Origin of the sequence: Qipengyuania benthica, from assembly GCF_030717865.1 — a bacterium.
Classification (GTDB): domain Bacteria; phylum Pseudomonadota; class Alphaproteobacteria; order Sphingomonadales; family Sphingomonadaceae; genus Qipengyuania; species Qipengyuania benthica.
In genome coordinates this window covers 139,576-156,356 of the sequence record NZ_JAVAIL010000001.1, presented here as the reverse complement: position 1 = coordinate 156,356, position 16,781 = coordinate 139,576, and the positions used below count along the sequence as shown (strand labels likewise).

Annotated in this window: 16 protein-coding genes; 4 read left to right on the top strand and 12 right to left on the bottom strand. The window is 67.3% G+C overall.

Features of this window, described 5'->3' with window-relative positions; all coding sequences use genetic code 11:
* Nucleotides 1–89 precede the first annotated feature (89 nt).
* Nucleotides 90–1,556 carry an alkaline phosphatase gene (locus Q9K01_RS00835; RefSeq protein WP_305928319.1) on the top strand — a complete coding sequence of 489 codons (1,467 nt, stop codon included), beginning with the start codon at nt 90–92 and terminating at the stop codon, nt 1,554–1,556.
* 229 nt (nt 1,557–1,785) lie between these two features.
* Here the strand turns inward: Q9K01_RS00835 and Q9K01_RS00830 are convergent, their stop codons facing one another.
* The 11 genes from Q9K01_RS00830 to Q9K01_RS00780 all read right to left on the bottom strand — a co-directional run bounded on the left by Q9K01_RS00830 (nt 1,786) and on the right by Q9K01_RS00780 (nt 11,642).
* A complete protein-coding gene (locus Q9K01_RS00830; protein WP_305928318.1) occupies nt 1,786–2,448 on the bottom strand; it encodes a LolA family protein in 663 nt (220 codons plus the stop codon).
* Between the two features lie 75 nt (nt 2,449–2,523).
* Entirely contained in the window at nt 2,524–2,691 is a 168-nt protein-coding gene (rpmG, locus tag Q9K01_RS00825) for a 50S ribosomal protein L33 (RefSeq protein WP_290136235.1), read from the bottom strand.
* A 129-nt stretch (nt 2,692–2,820) separates the two neighbouring features.
* A complete protein-coding gene (gene arfB, locus Q9K01_RS00820) occupies nt 2,821–3,237 on the bottom strand; it encodes an alternative ribosome rescue aminoacyl-tRNA hydrolase ArfB (RefSeq protein ID WP_305928317.1) in 417 nt (138 codons plus the stop codon).
* Entirely contained in the window at nt 3,230–3,883 is a 654-nt protein-coding gene (locus tag Q9K01_RS00815) for an RluA family pseudouridine synthase (protein WP_305928316.1), read from the bottom strand. The genes arfB and Q9K01_RS00815 overlap by 8 nt, the downstream gene beginning before the upstream one ends.
* On the bottom strand, nt 3,880–5,703 hold the full coding sequence (gene pabB / locus Q9K01_RS00810) for an aminodeoxychorismate synthase component I (RefSeq protein ID WP_305928315.1): 1,824 nt from the start codon (nt 5,701–5,703) through the stop codon (nt 3,880–3,882). The genes Q9K01_RS00815 and pabB overlap by 4 nt, the downstream gene beginning before the upstream one ends.
* Nucleotides 5,704–5,797: 94 nt before the next feature.
* Nucleotides 5,798–7,225, bottom strand: a complete 1,428-nt coding sequence (locus Q9K01_RS00805) for an ATP-binding protein (RefSeq protein WP_305928314.1) — start codon at nt 7,223–7,225, stop codon at nt 5,798–5,800.
* Nucleotides 7,226–7,229: 4 nt separating this feature from the next.
* Nucleotides 7,230–7,964 (bottom strand): response regulator, encoded by a 735-nt coding sequence (locus tag Q9K01_RS00800; protein ID WP_305928313.1) that lies wholly within the window; start codon nt 7,962–7,964, stop codon nt 7,230–7,232.
* 46 nt (nt 7,965–8,010) lie between these two features.
* A complete protein-coding gene (locus Q9K01_RS00795; RefSeq protein ID WP_305928312.1) occupies nt 8,011–8,772 on the bottom strand; it encodes an EF-hand domain-containing protein in 762 nt (253 codons plus the stop codon).
* A gap of 193 nt (nt 8,773–8,965) precedes the next feature.
* A complete protein-coding gene (locus tag Q9K01_RS00790) occupies nt 8,966–9,367 on the bottom strand; it encodes a cupin domain-containing protein (protein WP_305928311.1) in 402 nt (133 codons plus the stop codon).
* 1 nt (nt 9,368) lies between these two features.
* Nucleotides 9,369–9,764 (bottom strand): VOC family protein, encoded by a 396-nt coding sequence (locus tag Q9K01_RS00785; protein ID WP_305928310.1) that lies wholly within the window; start codon nt 9,762–9,764, stop codon nt 9,369–9,371.
* 57 nt (nt 9,765–9,821) lie between these two features.
* Nucleotides 9,822–11,642 carry an aminopeptidase P family protein gene (locus tag Q9K01_RS00780; protein WP_305928309.1) on the bottom strand — a complete coding sequence of 607 codons (1,821 nt, stop codon included), beginning with the start codon at nt 11,640–11,642 and terminating at the stop codon, nt 9,822–9,824.
* Nucleotides 11,643–11,786: 144 nt separating this feature from the next.
* On the opposite strand from Q9K01_RS00780, the gene Q9K01_RS00775 reads away from it, so the two are divergent.
* On the top strand, nt 11,787–13,976 hold the full coding sequence (locus tag Q9K01_RS00775) for a S9 family peptidase (protein WP_305928308.1): 2,190 nt from the start codon (nt 11,787–11,789) through the stop codon (nt 13,974–13,976).
* Between the two features lie 5 nt (nt 13,977–13,981).
* Nucleotides 13,982–14,380: an acyl-CoA thioesterase gene (locus Q9K01_RS00770; protein ID WP_305928307.1), complete on the top strand. Its 399-nt coding sequence runs from the start codon at nt 13,982–13,984 to the stop codon at nt 14,378–14,380.
* Nucleotides 14,381–14,383: 3 nt separating this feature from the next.
* Here Q9K01_RS00770 and ald read toward each other — a convergent pair whose 3' ends face one another.
* Nucleotides 14,384–15,502, bottom strand: a complete 1,119-nt coding sequence (gene ald / locus Q9K01_RS00765; RefSeq protein ID WP_305928306.1) for an alanine dehydrogenase — start codon at nt 15,500–15,502, stop codon at nt 14,384–14,386.
* A gap of 415 nt (nt 15,503–15,917) precedes the next feature.
* On the opposite strand from ald, the gene Q9K01_RS00760 reads away from it, so the two are divergent.
* Entirely contained in the window at nt 15,918–16,730 is an 813-nt protein-coding gene (locus tag Q9K01_RS00760) for a universal stress protein (protein WP_305928305.1), read from the top strand.
* The last annotated feature ends 51 nt before the right edge of the window (nt 16,731–16,781 follow it).

Genomic DNA, 16,781 nt, shown 5'->3' with positions numbered 1-16,781 from the left:
AGGCGGAGCCACCGGGCGCGGCAAGTTTCACGGTTTCGTCGCACCGCTGCTTCACGTAAGGGCGCGGCGAACACCACAGGAGAATCGCGATGCCCCTCACCTGGAATCTCGGCCGGAATCTCGGCATCACCGCCGCGATCGCGCTGGCGCTCGGTGGCTGCAGCACGATGGCGAGCGAGGGGGGCTACGGTGTCTCCGGCACCGCGCCCGAGCTCGCGACCGCCGCCGTCCCCGCCGAACCGCAACAGGCCAAGAACGTGATCCTGTTCATCGGCGACGGAATGGGAATCTCCACCATCACTGCCGCGCGGATCTACGCCGGGCAGAAGCTGGGCAAGCAGGGCGAAGAGCATGTGCTGCCGTTCGAGAATTTCCAGAACGTCGCGCTGGTCAAAACCTACAACACCAACGCCCAGACGCCGGACAGCGCCGGCACTGCGACCGCGATGCATTCCGGGGTCAAGACCAAGATCGGCATGCTGGGCATGGGGCCGGAATCGATCAGCGGCGATTGCGCCAGCGGCGTTGGGCATGAACTGCCGCTGCTCGGTGAGGAAGTCACCCGGCGCGGCCTGGCGCTGGGCATCGTCAGCACCGCGCGGATCACCCATGCCACCCCGGCCTCGGTCTATGCGCGCAGCGTCGATCGCAACTGGGAAGCCGACATCGGCATTCCCGAAGGCCAGCGCGGACAGATGTGCCGCGATATCGCGCTGCAATTGGCCGAGGCCGATTTCGACGTTGCACTGGGCGGCGGGCGCGCGGCATTCTACGGCAAGGACGGCAAGGGCCAGCGCCTCGATGCAGCCGGCGATCTGCCGCGCCAGTGGGTTGCGCGCACCGGCGGCAGCTACGTGCGAACCGCCGCCGAACTCGCCGCCGCACCCGCTGACAAGCCGGTTCTGGGGCTGTTTTCGCCCAGCCACATGACCTACATGGTCGACCGGGCGGAAACCGCCGACAGCACGGAACCCACGCTGACCGACATGACCGCAGCGGCCATCGCGCGGCTGAAGCCCGACCCGCAGGGCTATTATCTGATGGTCGAAGGCGGACGGATCGATCACGGCCACCACGCGGGCCAGGCCGGATATGCGCTGGAAGAAGCGGTCGAATTCGCGCGCGCCATCCAATACGCGATCGACAACACCGATCCGGCCGAAACGCTGATCCTGGTCACCGCCGATCACAGCCACGTGTTCACCATCAGCGGCTATCCCCGGCGCGGCAACGACATCCTGGGTCTGGTGGTCCCCCCCGAAGGCGGGGGCGAAGATGGCGATACCGGCGATGGCCCAACGCTGGCGAGCGACGGCAAACCCTATACCACGTTGAGCTATGCCAATGGGCCGGGCGCGGTCTCTGGGCAACGGGCAATGCCGGAAACCGGCGTGAAGGCCCGCCAGCAGTCGCTGGTGCCACTGGGTTCGGAAACCCATGGCGGCGAGGATGTTGCGCTCTTCGGGCAGGGCCCCGGCGCACAGCGCGTGCGGGGGGTCATCGAGCAGAACCTGATCTACGACATCATCCGCGCCGCTTATGGTTGGGCGGACTGAGGGCCAAGCTGCACACAAAGGAAAACCCTCGCGCCGGGGGCATTGGCGCGAGGGTTCCTTTGTGCGTTCGTCACGCTAGTCGAGAGCGGTCTGGCGAAGTTCGGGCAACAGGGGGGAAACCCGTCTTCAACCGCTCTCTGCAACTAGAATTAGCCGCTGGCGGATTGACCGAAAATGAACGGTGAGACGCGGTTGGTCGCAGCCAGCGCGCAGTTCGCCGACCAGCCGTTCAGCCCGGGCGACGGGACGACTTGCGCGGGTCGGAAAAGCGAAACGCGCTGTCGGCGACAGACACGCCGTAGCGGTGATTGCGCAGGCGCACGGTGGTGCGATGGTTCTGCGAATCGAGCGCGACCCAATGGGTCAGCTTCAACCCGCCGGGCGAAGCCGCATCGCGGTTGAAGATCAGCGTGATCACTCCGAATTCGGGACGCTTGGGATCGCGGACCTCGACGCTCACCACATCGGGATGGCTGGTGGGAACCAGCTTTCCGAACTTCTTCACGTCGCGGTTGGGATCGAGCAGCGCGCCGAGCGGCGAATTGCTGATCGGCCAGCGCTGGACCTGATCGACCTCGTAATCGACCAGATAGAGCGAACTGCCGTTGGAGACGACCAGCATCTGAGCGCTCTTGTCGTATTCGAAGCGAATCTTGCCCGGGCGCTTGAGCGTCAGCTCGCCGCCGATCGTGCGGCCCTGGCGATCGGTCTGGGTGAAATCGGCCTTGAGCGTGGAGATGCCGCGCAAGGCGGCGACCGCCTTGTCGAGATCGCCCGCGGCGGCCTCGGCAGGCACGGGAGCGACGACCGCCGCCAGCGGCAGAGCCGCGGCCAGCGCAAGCGCCGAAACGGCGCGAATCGGGAAGGCGAAAAGCGAGGACATGGTTTTCATGCTCCGGTTACTGGGACCGGAGCATTGAACCGTCACTGAACCCGGAGCGTTCCCAGCGTTCAGCACGTCGTCGGCTTACTTGATCTTGGCTTCCTTGAACTCGACATGCTTGCGCACGACCGGATCGTATTTGCGGAAGGTCATCTTTTCGGTCGTGTTCCGCGGGTTCTTGCGGGTGACGTAGAAGAAGCCCGTATCGGCGGTCGAGACGAGCTTGATCTTGACGGTTGCGGGCTTCGCCATGACGCGGTCCTAATCTGTGTCGAGAGGGGCCGGGCCCCGAATAACATGGGTTTGAAAAACAGGAGGCGACGCATCGCGCCGCCCGTCAAGCTGGGGCCATTGCGCGAATCGCCCGCCAAAGTCAAGCCGTCACCAGTCCGATCCCGGGCGCACCGCACCGCGCTTGGCCTTGACCGCGCCGCGTTCCTTCTTGGTCTTGAGCCGCTGGGTCTTGCCGATCCGGTTGAGCCGCGACTTGCGGCGTTTCTTGGGCGGAGTGAGCGCTTCGTCGAGCAATGCGACCAGCCGCACCCGCGCCGCCTCGCGATTGCGCTCCTGGGTGCGGTGCTCGTTGGCGGTCAGCACGATTGCGCCATCCTGCGTCAGCCGGCTTCCCGCCAGCATCTTCAGCCGCTCGAAGGCCTCGGGCGGCATGCCGATCTGAAACACGTCGACGCGCAATTGCACCGCGGTCGCGACCTTGTTGACGTTCTGCCCGCCGGGGCCGGAGGAAGCGATGAACTTCTCCTCCGCAATTTCCAACGCGCGATCGGCCACCCTACCCATCGGTAAAGCCGAGTGCGGCGAAGTCCGCCGGCAGCGGCGCGGTAGCGGCAACGGCGTCCTTACCAGGTCGCGGGACTGTCAGTGCGGCGGCATGGAGCATTGTTCGCGCCCGGCCCGCCTTGCTGCCATAGACCGGATCGCCGAGCAGCGGGATTCCAAGCCCCGAGGCGGCGTGAACGCGAATCTGGTGGGTCCGCCCGGTCTCGGGGCGAAACTCGACCAGCGCATAACCATCGCGGCTGTCGAGCAGCCGCCAATGGGTGATCGCCTGCTTGCCCTTTTTGGCGGGGATCATCCGCCAGCCTTTTTCCTCGCTGCTGATCTTGCTAAGCGCGAGCTCGATCGTTCCCTCGCGCTGTTCCGGCACGCCCGCGAGCACGCCGAGATAGCGCTTCTCGACCAGCCGCTCCTCGAACGCCCGCGAGAAGACCTTGAGCGACTTCGGGTTGCGCGCCAGCAGCAGACACCCGCTGGTGTCGGTATCGAGCCGGTGGACCGGGACGGGCGCGCGCTGAAAGCCGAGCTTGAGCGCCTCGAGATGGTCCTCCAGCGCCAGCCCGCCCTTGCGCGGCCGCTCGACCGGCAAGCCGCCGGATTTGTCGATGACCAGCGCTTCGCCGTCTTCGAACAGGATGGTGGGAGTCATGTCAGGAGCCTTGCCGGTTGCAGCCCGCGCAGCGCATTGCCGAGCAGAAAGCCGTGTTCGAGATCGTCGAGGGTGAGTTCGGCTTCGCGTGCGCGCCCTGCGTCGAGCAGAGACTGGCGCAGCACGCCGGGCAGCAGGCCGAGCGCGGCGGGCGGAGTGAGCAGCTTGCCGTCCCGCTCGACGAAGATATTGCCGATCGCCCCCTCGGTCACCAGCCCTTCGTCGCGCAGGAACAGCGCTTCGCCCGCACCCGCCATCGCCGCCGCTTTGCGCGCGGCCTCGTAGAAGCCGCGGTCGCTGGTCTTGTGGCGCAGCCGCCAGTCGCCCGGATCGACCGGCAGCGGCAGCAGGATGCAGTCGATCGGCGCTTCCTCGGGCGCGGGTGGCTGGCGCGCCTCGAGCGCGATCGCCCCGCCGCGCGCGATCCGCAGGCGGATGGCATGCGGCGTAGCGAGATCGAAGCACAACGCCTGGATGTGATTGCGCGCTTCGTGCCGGTCGAAGGCGAAGCCCAATTGCCGCGCGCTGTCCTTGGCGCGCTTGAGGTGCAGTTCGAGCAGCGCGATGCCGCTCTCGGGCTCGAACCGCATCGTCTCGATCAGGTCGAAACCCGGCGCCGCGCGTTCGGGCCCGCTGGCCCGAGCGAACCCGCCCTTCAATTGCGCCTCGCGCCATTCGACGCTCGCATCGCTATCGGCCACGATCGCGCCGCCGACGCCGAGCACCGCCTTGCCGCGCTGGTTCTCGATCTCGGTCAGCCGCAGCGTGCGGATGGCGACGTTGAACGCGGCATCGCCATCCGCATCGATCCGCCCGATGGCGCCGCAATAGGGGCCGCGCGCATCGCGCTCGATCGCGTCGATCAGTTCCATCGCGCGAATTTTGGGCGCGCCGGTGATCGAGCCGCAGGGGAACAGCGCACGCAGCAGATCCTGCGGTCCGATCCCGTCGGCGAGGCGCGCGCGGACAGTGGTGACCATCTGGTGCACCGTGGGATAGCTCTCGACCGCGAAGGGCTCGTCGACGGATACGCTGCCGGCTTGCGCCACCCGGCTGAGATCGTTGCGCAGCAGATCGACGATCATCAGGTTTTCGGCCCGGTCCTTGTCCGACGCCGTCAGTTCGCCAGCCAGCGCGCGGTCTTCGGCCTCGGTCGCCCCGCGCGGGCGCGTGCCCTTCATCGGCTTGGCCCTGGCTTCGCCGTCCTTGAGCGAAACGAACAGCTCGGGCGAAAGGCTGAGCAGCCAGTGATGCCCGTCGAACACCAGCCCGCCGTAACCGGCTTGCGCCGCCGGGCGCAGCGCGGCGTAAAGCGCCAGCGGATCGCCCGTGAAACCGCCGACGAGTGGCAGGGTGAGGTTCGCCTGATAGATATCGCCCGCATGGATCGCTCCCTGCAATCGCGCGAAAGCCGCATCATAGGCGCCTTGCGAGATTTGCGGATCGAGCGGACCGAGGCTGGGGCGGCCAGCGGATTGCGGGTCGGATCGCTCTGCCAGCCAGGCGGGCATGTCGGCGGCGGCAATGCGCTCCGGCTCGTCGAACAGCCCCAGCCAGACCAGCGGGCCCATTGCCCCGCTGCGCGCCTCGGCCAGCGGCGCCAGCCGCGGCTCCAGCGCCAGCCCGGCCTCATAGGCGATATAACCCGCCAGCGGCTTGCCCTTTTCGCGCCGCGCGGCATCGGCGGCGGCGAGCACATCGGCAACATCCTGAGGGCGGCGGGCGACGAAGGTCGCGAGCGGAGCGGCATAGGCCAGCGCTGCCGCTGCGCCCTCGCTGCGCGCATCGTCGAGCAGGACCATAGGCGTGCGCTCACTCATCGTCCGCCTCCTTTAGACACTGCTGCTGTCCTGTCGAGATGCTTGACCGGCGCCGTCCGGGCGCAAGCTCGTCCGCTGCCCGCCGCGCCAGGGGTCAGCCGGTCGGCAGGCGGAACTCGGCGCGCAATCCGCCCTCGGGTCGGTTGGCGAGCACCAGCGTGCCGCCATGCTGTTCGGCCACCGCGCGCGCCAGCGCCAGGCCCAGTCCCGCGCCGCCGGTGTCGCGGTTGCGGCTGGCTTCGCCGCGGGTGAAGGGCTCGAGCATTTCGGCGAGGCGGTCCTCGGGAATGCCGGGGCCCTCGTCCTCGACGCGCAGCACCGCATGGTCGCCCTCGCGCAACACGGTGATCGCGGCCGAACCGCCGTAGCGCAGGGCATTGGTTATCAGATTGCGCAAGCCGCGCTTGATCCAGGTGATCCGCACCGGTGCGGGGATGCGACCGTGCTGCTCGATCGTCACCGGTTCGCCCATGTCCTCGAACTCTTCCACCACCGACGCAGCCAGCGCGCCGAGCTCGGTGCGTTCGGCGGCGACATCGCTGCGGCCGATGCGCGCCAGCTGGAGGATCTCGTCCAGCGTGCGGGTGATGTCCTCGATGGTCGCGGCCATGGTGGCGCGCGCACCGGGGTCCTCGACGCCCTCGATGCGGACGCGCAGCGCGGCGAGCGGGGTCTTGAGATCGTGGCCGATGGCGCCGAGCATCACATCCTTCTCGTCGAGCATCGAGCCGATCCGCGCCTGCATGGCGTTGTGCGCGGCGATCAGGCGGCGGATGTCCTCCGGCCCACTGAGCGCCAGCGGCGGTTCGGGCGCGCCCGTTCCCGAGAAGCGCCGGGTGCTGTCCGCCAGCGCGTCGAGCGGACGCGCGATCCGGCGCAGAACGAACCACAGCAGCACCATCAGCACCGCGACGAGGATGGCGGTCTGCAACAGCAGCGTGCCGAGGAAACGGCCCTCGCGCGGCGGGTCCAGCACCCGTGCGACTTCCCATTGCGCGTCGCCCTCGCGGCGCAGGCCGACGACGAGCAGCTCCGGCTGACGCCCGGCCAGCGCGTTGCGCAGGCGCGGCTGGCGCTGCGCAGCCGTGGCAAGCAGGGGGTCGGCTTCGGCGCTCCGCGTGGTGACCACGAGTTCGGCGATATCGACACCCTGTGCCGAGAGGATCGCATCGATCCCCGTTTCGCTTTCGGCGTCGCGCCGCTCGGTGGGGAGCAGCGGGGAAGCGTCCTGAATGATGTAACGCAAGCGGCGCGGCAGGCGTCGCAGGCCATCGTCGCGATGCGGACTGCGCGCCGCCTGTACCATCTGGCGGATCTGACGCCGTGCCCGTCGGTCTTCCGCGCTGCGCGGGCTCGCCGGCCCGGCGACGAGATGGAAGGCGGCCGTATTGAGTAGCGCGGTATCGCGGCGCTGTTCGGCGGCTCGATAGAGCAGCGCTGCCGAAATCGCCTGCGCCACGATCAGCGCCACCGCGACCGCAAGCAGTGTCTGGCCGACAAGGCTGCGCGGGATCAGTCGCATCGGCTTAGCCAACCTCGATCGCGCCGCGGGTTACATCGGCGGCGAAGCGGTAGCCGCCGCCGCGGACGGTCTGGATGTAATCCGGATTGCGGCTGTCGGTCTCGATCTTGCGCCGCAAGCGGCTGACCTGATTGTCCACCGCGCGGTCGAACAGATGCGCCTCGCGCCCCTGAACGAGGTCGAGCAGCATGTCGCGGTCGAGCACTTGGCGCGGATGGTCGCAAAAGGCGCGCAGCATGCGGAATTCGGCGGTCGAGAGCGGCACGGTCACGCCCTCGGGATCGGCGAGCCTCTGCTTGAGCGGATCGAGAGTCCAGCCGTCGAAGCTGTATCCTTGCTCGGAAGATCCGGGCGCTTCGCTTCGTCCCGCGCGGCGCAGGACCGAACGGATCCGCGCCACCAGCTCGCGCGGTTCGAAGGGCTTGGTGACGTAATCGTCGGCGCCGATCTCGAGCCCGACGATCCGATCGGTCGCTTCGCCGCGCGCGGTCAGCAGGATGACCGGCAGCCGACGGTTCTCGACGAGATGGCGGCACAGCGACAAACCGTCCTCGCCGGGCATCATGATGTCGAGCAGGACGATGTCGGGGGTTTCGCTCGCCAGTCGGCTGCGCGCCGCGGCGGCACTGGCGACCTCGCTCACGACGAACCCCTGGCCGGTGAGATACTCGGCCAGGGGTTCGCGCAAGGTCGCCTCGTCGTCGACGAGGAGTATTGAGGTGGGCGCAGGATCGGTCATCGGGTCGGTCCTGCGCCTAGCGTCGGCGCATCCGGTTGGACAAGCCTTACTGCTGCGCCTGACCCGCACGCCGCTGCTGCATCCGCTCGCGCATCTGGGTTCGCATCTGGGCGTGGGCGGCCTGGCGTTCTTCCGCGGTGATCGCGCCATTGCCGTCGGCATCGACGCGGGCGAAGCGCGTTGCGATCGCACTGTCGAACTCCGCGCGGGTGATCGCACCGTCCTGGTCGGTGTCGGCCATGCGCAGCATCATGCCACCCATCGCCTGGCCACCGCGTCCGCCACGACCCATGCGATCGCCGCGTTTGCCCCGGCGTTCGGCACGGTCGCCGCGCTCTCCGCGATCGCCGCGCGCCTCTCGGGCCGGAGCCATTTCGGCTTGCGACAAGCCGCCGGAACCGTCGGTATCGAGGCGGGCGAAACGTGCTGCGCCGCGCTCGGCCATCTTTGTGCGGCGTTCGGCCATGCGTTCCTGCTGGCGCGCCTGGCGCTGTGCGCGGCGCGCCTCGCCAGCGGCCTGCATCTCGGCCTGGGTGACCTCGCCGTCGTTGTCGGCATCCATCGCGGCAAAGCGCGCCGCCTGACGCGCGGTGCGGTCGGCCGCGTCGATCACGCCGTCCGAATTGGCGTCCATCCGCGCGAACATGGCGGTGGCGTGGCTTTGCATTTCGGCAAGCGTCACTCGTCCATCGCCATTGGCGTCGGCTTTGGTCCGACCGTGATTGTCGGCAAGCGCGGCACTGCCACCCGCCAGCGCGAGCGCGGCGGCGGAAAGGGTGAGGGCGATGGTTTTCCTGGGGGTCTTCATGGGGGCGTACTCCGGTTCGGTTCGATCGGGAGAGCTGCGGCAGCGCCGGGAGGGGGGCACCGGACCGCCGCAACTCATGCTCCCGCTTCTACGGCACCCGTGTCGCAGGATTATGCCCGCCCCGGGCGAAAGTGTCGCAATTTGTATCGCGCTCAGCGCGCCGTTCATCCGCGCGAAAGTCCCAGCGCAAAATTTAACGTGGCCGGTGCTCGGTGCCTTCGCCGGCAGTGATGAAGATCGCGGTCGCGGGCTCGAACACATCCGCGATGTGCCAGACGCCCGGAGGATTGATGGCGTAATCGCCAGCCTCCAGCGCCACAGTCTCGCGCCGACCATCGGGCCATTCCTGTGTCAACACCATCGCGCCCGCAGTGCAGATCACCAGCTCGCTGCCGTGCGGATGCATCTCCCAGCTCGGCCAATCCTCGGTGAAACTGTATTGCGAGACCAGCCGCCCTTCGCGCCCGTCCTCGCCGTGGCGCGCGCCGTAGCCTTCGTACCATTCCATCCCGCCGGCAAAGGCGGGCTGGGGAACAGCGGTGGCCCCCAATCCGAGATGGACGAAGCTCTCCTCGAGCCGGCGAGGGCCCGCCATCCTAGCTCGCCCGTTCCATCACGAAGGCATTCAGCTTGTTGCCGTCCGGATCGCGGAAATAGGCGGCATAGAAGACATTGCCCTGTGGATCCGCTTCGCCGCGCGGGCCAGGTTCACCCTCGTCGGTCCCGCCATGGGCAAGCGCGATCTCGTGTAGGCGGTGGACCTGCGCCGTGTCTTTCGCCTGCAGCGCCACCATCATGCCATTGCCCACGCTTGCAGCCTTGCCATCGAAGGGCTTGGTCGCGGCGATCCCGGCTGCGCCGTCCATCTCGCCCCAGGCGATGAAGCTGTCGAACTCCATCATCCGTCCGACCCCCATCTCCTTGGCCAGGGCATCGTAGAACTTCGCGGCGCGTTCGAGGTCGTTGGTTCCGACCGTAACATATCCCAGCATGCGCTTTACTCCCAGACGACTCGCGACCCGGGGAACATTACGCGAACATGAGTCCGGTTACAAGGCGGCGCATTCCGCTTCCAGCCACTCGAGATCGCCGCCCTCCAGCTGCGGTGCCAGAATGGCGCGCACCTGCGCATGATAGGCGTTCCACCACTCGACCTCGCTCTGGGTGAGCAGGCCCTTGTCGACCAGCCGGCGATCCAGCGGCACGAAAGTCAGCGTCTCGAAGCCGAGCCACGCGCCTTCGGCATTGTCGATATCGACTTCTACCGTGAGCACCAAATTCTCGATCCGGATCCCGAATTCGCCCGGCTTGTAATAGCCCGGCTCGTTCGAGAGCAGCATGCCCGCGGCCAGCGGGGTATCGGTCCCGGCAAAGGCGCCGCCCGATTTGGAGATCCGTTGCGGACCTTCGTGGACCGAGAGGTAGCTGCCGACGCCGTGGCCGGTGCCGTGGCCGTAATCGACCCCCGCCTGCCACAGATGCATCCGCGCCAACGTATCGAGCTGGCCGCCATTGGTGCCGAGCGGGAACCGCGCCTGCGCCAGCTGGATATGGCCCTTGAGCACTCGGGTGTTGCGATCGATCATCTCGGCGGTCGGCTCGCCGGGGCCGACCCAGACGGTGCGGGTGATGTCGGTGGTGCCGTCGAGATATTGCCCACCCGAATCGCACAGGAAGATGCTCGAGGGCGGGATCGGGATGTTGGATTGCTCGTCCACCTTGTAATGCGGCAGCGCGGCATGACCGCCCGCGGCGCTGATGGTATCGAAGCTGGTGTCTTTCAGGTCCGGGCTGAGCCCGCGGAACTCGCGCAATTTAGCCGCGGCGGTGAGCTCGTCCACTTCGCCCGAGGGCGCATTCTCCGAGATCCAGCGCAGGAAGCGCACCACCGCCGCGCCGTCGCGCGCCTGCGCGTTGCGATGGCCCTGCTGTTCGGCGGGGGTCTTGATCGCCTTGGGCAGGACTGCGGGATCTTCGGCCCTGTTGACCGTGGCCCCAGCCTTCTCCAGCGCGTGAAAAATGCCGGCCACCGCGCGGTCGGGATCGACCGCCACGCTCTTGCCCGCCAGCCCTTCCAGCGCCGGCACGAAATCGGCGCGATCGCGCACGGTCACCGCATTGCCGAGATGCTGCGCGAGTTCGGGCGAGACCTTGTCGCGCGCGATGAACAGATCCGCCGTCCCATCGGCGCGGACCAGCGCATAGGACAGCGCGACCGGGGTGTTGGCGATATCAGCGCCACGCATGTTCATCAGCCAGGCGACCGAATCGAGCGCGGTGACGACAGTCGCATCATAGCCTTCCTCCTTCAGCCAGTCGGCGATGGCGTTGCGCTTGTCCGCGCTCGAGCGACCGGCGAGGCGATCGTCGTGCGGCACGGCCTGCGCCAGAGAGGGGGCCGGGCGATCCTCCCACACCGCGTCGATCGGATTGCCGTCGAGCGGGACCAGCTCGATTCCCTTGCGGCCCAGTTCCTTCGCTGCCGCTTCGGCCCATTCTACGCCGTGAAGCCAGGCGTCGTAACCGATCCGCGCGCCTTTCGGAGCGTGTTTCGCGATCCATTTCGCCGGGCCGGTGGCGGGCACATCCTCGTAATCGTAGAGGTTCGCATCCACCTGTTCGCGCACCTGGACGGTGTAGCGCCCGTCGGTGAACATCGCCGCGCCCTTGCCCGAATATTGCCCCGCCAGCACCGCCGCGCTGCCGGCGCTGCCGGCAAAGCCGGTCAGCCAGTGCAGCCGCTGGGCATAGGAGCCGACATATTCGCTCATGTGCTCGTCGGAGATCGGGACGACGAAGCCCTGGAGGTCGCGCCGCTGCAATTCCTTGCGCAGGGCGTCGAGGCGGGCTTCATGGGTGTTCATCAGCATCGGCTTGGACCTTTCATCGGGGCCGGTCGGCGATTGCTCGACTCGGCGCTTGCGGCGCGCGGCGCAGCCGCATAATCATCCCGCCCGACATAGCGATGCGCAGCCCGGCTTTCCACCGCTTGCGCCGCAGGGGAGGGATCAGCGATGGTTTTCGTGCGTATTGGCAGCCTGTTGTGTGCCGCCGGACTGGCGCTCGCCGCCCCTCTCACCGCCCAGACCCCCGCCCAAATTCTCAAAGGGAACTCCGTGCCCGAATCCGTTTCTCCGCCGACTTCTCCCCCGCCGACATCTCCTCCGATCGCCGAGCAGCGCGATCATTCCTACTCGCGCCACGGAATCACCATTGCCGATCCCTACAACTGGCTGCACGACAAGTCCTATCCCACGGTCGATGACGCGGATGTGCTCGCCTATCTCAACGCCGAGAACGCCTGGTTCGAAGCGCAGATGAAGCCGCAGCAGAAGCTGGTCGATACGCTGTTCGAAGAGATGAAGGCGCGGATCAAGGAGGACGATTCCACCGTTCCGCAGCGGCAGGGCGACTATCTCTACTGGTCCGAATTCGAGGAAGGCGCGGAATATCGCAAATATTACCGCAAGTCGGTGGCGGGCGGCGATCCGCAGCTGATCCTCGACGAGAACGCGCTCGCCGAGGGCAAGGAATATTTCCGCCTCGGCGCCTTCTCGGTGAGCAACAACGGGCGCTATCTCGCCTATTCGGCCGACGACAACGGCTCCGAGCGGTTCGACGTCCGGATCAAGGATCTGGAGACCGGCGAGCTGCTGCCCGACACAATCCCCGGCACGCTGTCCGGCCTCGTCTGGGTCATGGAGGATCGCGGGCTGGTCTATGGCGTCGCCAACGACAATTGGCGCGTGCACGATGCGACGCTGCATGTTCTGGGAACGCCGGTAAGCGAGGATGTCGAGCTCTATCGCGAGACGCAGGACGACGGTTTCCGGGTCGGGGCGGGCATTTCCGCGCAGGAAGACTGGCTGATCATCGCCACCGGCGACAACGAGACCAGCGAAGTGCGGCTGGTGCGCGCCGACGACCCGACCGGCGAGCAGATCCTGGTCGCCCCGCGCCGCAAGGGCGTCGAATACGATGTCGATATTCGCGACGGGAAAGTCTTCGTCCTCACCAATGACGAGCACGTCAATTTCCGCCTCGCCACCGCCGATCTCGCGGCGCCCGGCGAATGGAGCACGCTGATTGGGGGCTCGGACGAATTCTACCTCACCGATTTTTCGCTGTTCAAGGACTTTTACGTCACCGAAGGGCGGCTCAGCGGCCTCGACCAGATCCAGATCCGCGATTACGCCGATCCCGCGCTGGTCAAGCCGGTCGCCTTCGCCGAAGCCAGCTTCAACACCGGCCTGTCCGACAATCCCGAATACGACCAGGATAGATTGCGCCTGTCCTACGAGAGCATGGTCACGCCCAACTCGGTCTACGACTATCACGTCGCCAGCGGCGAGCTGGAACTGCTCAAGCAGCAGGAAATCCCCAGCGGCTACGATCCCTCGCTCTACACCACGCGGCGGCTCGAGATCACCGCGCGCGACGGCACCCGCGTGCCGGTCAGCGTGGTGATGCGCAAGGATCGTCCCAAGAGCGGGCCGCTCCATCTCTATGCCTATGGCGCCTATGGCTATGCGGTGCCGCCGGGCTTCTCGACCACGCGGCTGAGCTTGGTCGATCGCGGCTATGCCTATGCCATCGCGCATATCCGCGGCGGCGACGATCTGGGCCGCAAATGGTATCTCGCGGGCAAGCTCAACGAGCGGACCAACACCTTCAACGATTTCGTCGATGTTGCGAAGGGGCTGGTCGAAGCGGGCTACACCGAAAAGGGCAAGATCAGCATCTCGGGCGGTTCCGCCGGGGGCGAGCTGATGGGCGCGGTGATCAACACCGATCCCGATCTCTGGGGTGCGGTGGTGGCGCATGTGCCCTTCGTCGATGTGCTCAACACCATGCTCGACGCCGATCTGCCGCTGACCCCGGGCGAATGGCCCGAATGGGGCAATCCGATCGAGAGCAAGCAGGCCTTCGCCTATATCCTCTCCTACAGCCCCTATGATCAGGTGGTGGCGCAGGACTATCCGCCGCTGCTGGTGACCGCAGGACTCAACGATCCGCGGGTGACCTATTGGGAGCCGGCCAAATGGGTCGCCAAGCTGCGCGCGACCAAGACCGACGACAACGCGCTGCTGCTCAAGACCAATATGGGCGCCGGGCATGGCGGCAAGTCGGGCCGGTTCCAGTCGATCTACGAAACCGCAGAGGAAGTCGCCTTCATCCTGTGGCAGATGGGCGAGGCGCAGTAGTTTCGTTGGCGGACCGCTTCGAGAAGACCTTCACCGCAGAGCCCCAGCACATCGACGTGATGGGGCACGTCAACAATGCGGTGTGGGTGCAGTGGATCCAGGACATGGCGACTGCGCATTGGGATGCGGTCGCCCGGCCCGAAGACCGTGCGGCGGTGGTCTGGCTCGTGGTGCGGCACGAGATCGATTATCGCGGCAACATCGCGCAAGGCGAAAGCGCCACCGCCACCACCTGGATCGAGGGCGAGCCGCGCGGCGCCAAATCGCTGCGCCGGGTCGATTTCCACGACGCGGCGGGGCGGCTGGTGGTCTCGGCGGCGACCACCTGGGCGATGCTCGACCGCGCCAGCGGCCGCCCGTTGCGGGTCAGGCCGGAACTGCTCGCGCCGTTCCGCAGCGCCTGACGACTACTCCGCCAGCACGTCCGCGACCGCGCGGTAGTCGTAGCCCAGTTCCGTGGCGACGGCTTCGTAGGTCACCGAACCGGCGTGGACGTTGAGCCCTTCCGCGAGATAGGGATCGCGGCGCATCGCTTCCTTCCAGCCGAGCCGCGCGATCCGCAGCGCGTGCGGCAGCGTCACGTTGTTGAGTGCATAGGTGCTGGTCCGCGCCACCGCGCCGGGCATGTTGGCGACGCAGTAATGAACCACGTCGTCGACCACATAGGTCGGATCCGCATGGGTGGTCGCGCGGCTGGTCTCGAAACACCCGCCCTGATCGATCGCGACATCGACCAGCACCGAGCCGGGCTTCATGCACTTGAGCATGTCGCGGCTGACCAGCTTGGGCGCCGAGGCGCCGGGGATCAGCACCGCGCCGATGACCAGATCGGCTTCGCAGACCGCCTCGTCGAGATTGGCCTTGTTCGAAAAGCGGGTCGAGGCGCGCGCTTCGAAATGGGTGCCGACCTTCTCGAGCACCTCGGGATCGCGGTCGAAGATGGTGACATCGGCGCCCAGACCGACCGCCATCTGCGCGGCGTTGAAGCCGACGACGCCGCCGCCGATCACGATCACCTTGCCCGGCATCACGCCCGGGACGCCGCCGAGCAGCACGCCGCGCCCGCCATGCGCCTTCTCGAGCGCCGAAGCGCCCGCCTGGACGCTCATCCGCCCCGCCACCTGACTCATCGGCTTGAGCAGCGGAAGCGAGCCATTGCGTCCGGTGACGGTTTCGTAGGCGATCGCGGTGACCCCCGACTTGACCAGATCGGCGGTCTGCGGCGCATCGGGCGCGAGGTGGAGATAGGTGTAGAGCAATTGCCCTTCGCGCAGCTTGGCGCGCTCCTCGGCCTGCGGTTCCTTGACCTTCACCACCATCTCGCATTCGGCGAAGATCGGATCGGGTCCGTCGGTGATCCGCGCGCCGGCGGCCTCGTATTCGAGATCGGTCGCGCCGATCCCCAGCCCGGCGCCGCTCTGGATCCAGACCTCATTGTCCTGCAGCACCAGCTCGCGGGCGCTCTCGGGCGTCAGGCCGACGCGGTATTCGTGGTTCTTGATTTCGGTGGGGCAGCCGACGCGCATGGGGAGGTCTCCTTGGGAAGCGGCCCCGTTACAACTGCAACCAGTGCGGCACAAGCTGCGAGAGTTTGCGCCAGAGAGGAGGCTTGGGGCGGAGGCTTGGGGCGGAGAGTTGGAGCGGAGAGTTGGGGCGGAGAGTTGGTTCATGAAACACACGCGGGTTCGTCGCTTGCCATCTCCGTAGGGAATCGGGGTTCGAAAGCCGGCAACGGCGCACGCTGCGCGCGCGGGACGGGGCTTGCGAATGGGTGGGTGCAGCAGGGATCGTCGTCCGGGGGTTTGTCGGGTGCAGGAAAGCGGCTTTCGCCCATCCGGCGGCCACCGGGCGGCGCTGGACAGGCCGGATACCGCGGCGCATATTGCGACTCGCGCTCCGGCGTTGGACCGGGGACTCGCACTGCCACGGAGGGAAACGGCCATGCGTTCGGTACTGCTTCACATCGAGGACGACGACTGCCTGGAATCCCGTCTCCAGGTCGCGCTCGATCTGGTGCGCGCCTTCGACGGCCATCTCACCTGCAGCAAGTCGATCCAGTGGGAAATGGCCGGGGCGGTGGATTTCTACGGCCTCATGGCGGCGCAGATCATGGACGCGACCCGCAGCCAGGCCGAAGCGCTCCGGACGCGGATCACGGCGCGGCTGGCCACCGAGGACGTCGCCTGGGACTGGGTGCAGAGCGACGGTTTCGCCATGCGCGACATGTTGCGCCGCAGCGGACTGGCCGATTGCGTGGTGCTGGGCAGCTGCGATCCGCTCGGCGCTACGGGTCCTTCCAAGCTGGTCGGCGAAGTGGTGCTGGGTGCGCAGGCTCCGGTTCTGGTCGTCCCCAAGGGGGTCGCACGGCTGGATTGCGAGGGTCCCGCGGTGGTCGCCTGGGACGGTTCGCCCGAGGCCTCGCGCGCGCTGCGCGGCGCGGTGCCGCTGCTGGCGCGCGCCGCTTCGGTCACCCTGGTCAGCGTCGCGGGCGAGGAGGAAACCGGCCGCTACGACCTGCCTCCGGTGCAGGGCGCCGAATATCTCTCGCGCCACGGCATTTCCTGCGAACTGATCGATCTGCCGCTGCGGGCGAAATCGGTCGCGCAGGCGGTGCTGAACGCCGCCGCCGACCGCGAGGCGGCCTATCTGGTGATGGGCGCCTATGGCCGGTCGCGACTGGCGGAAACGATCTGGGGCGGGGTCAGCCGCGAGATCTTCGCCGATCCGCCGCTGCCGATCTTCGCCTGCCACTGAGCGCCCGCCCGCGGCGAGGCGGGGCCCGACCGGTGCGGGCGATGGCACCCG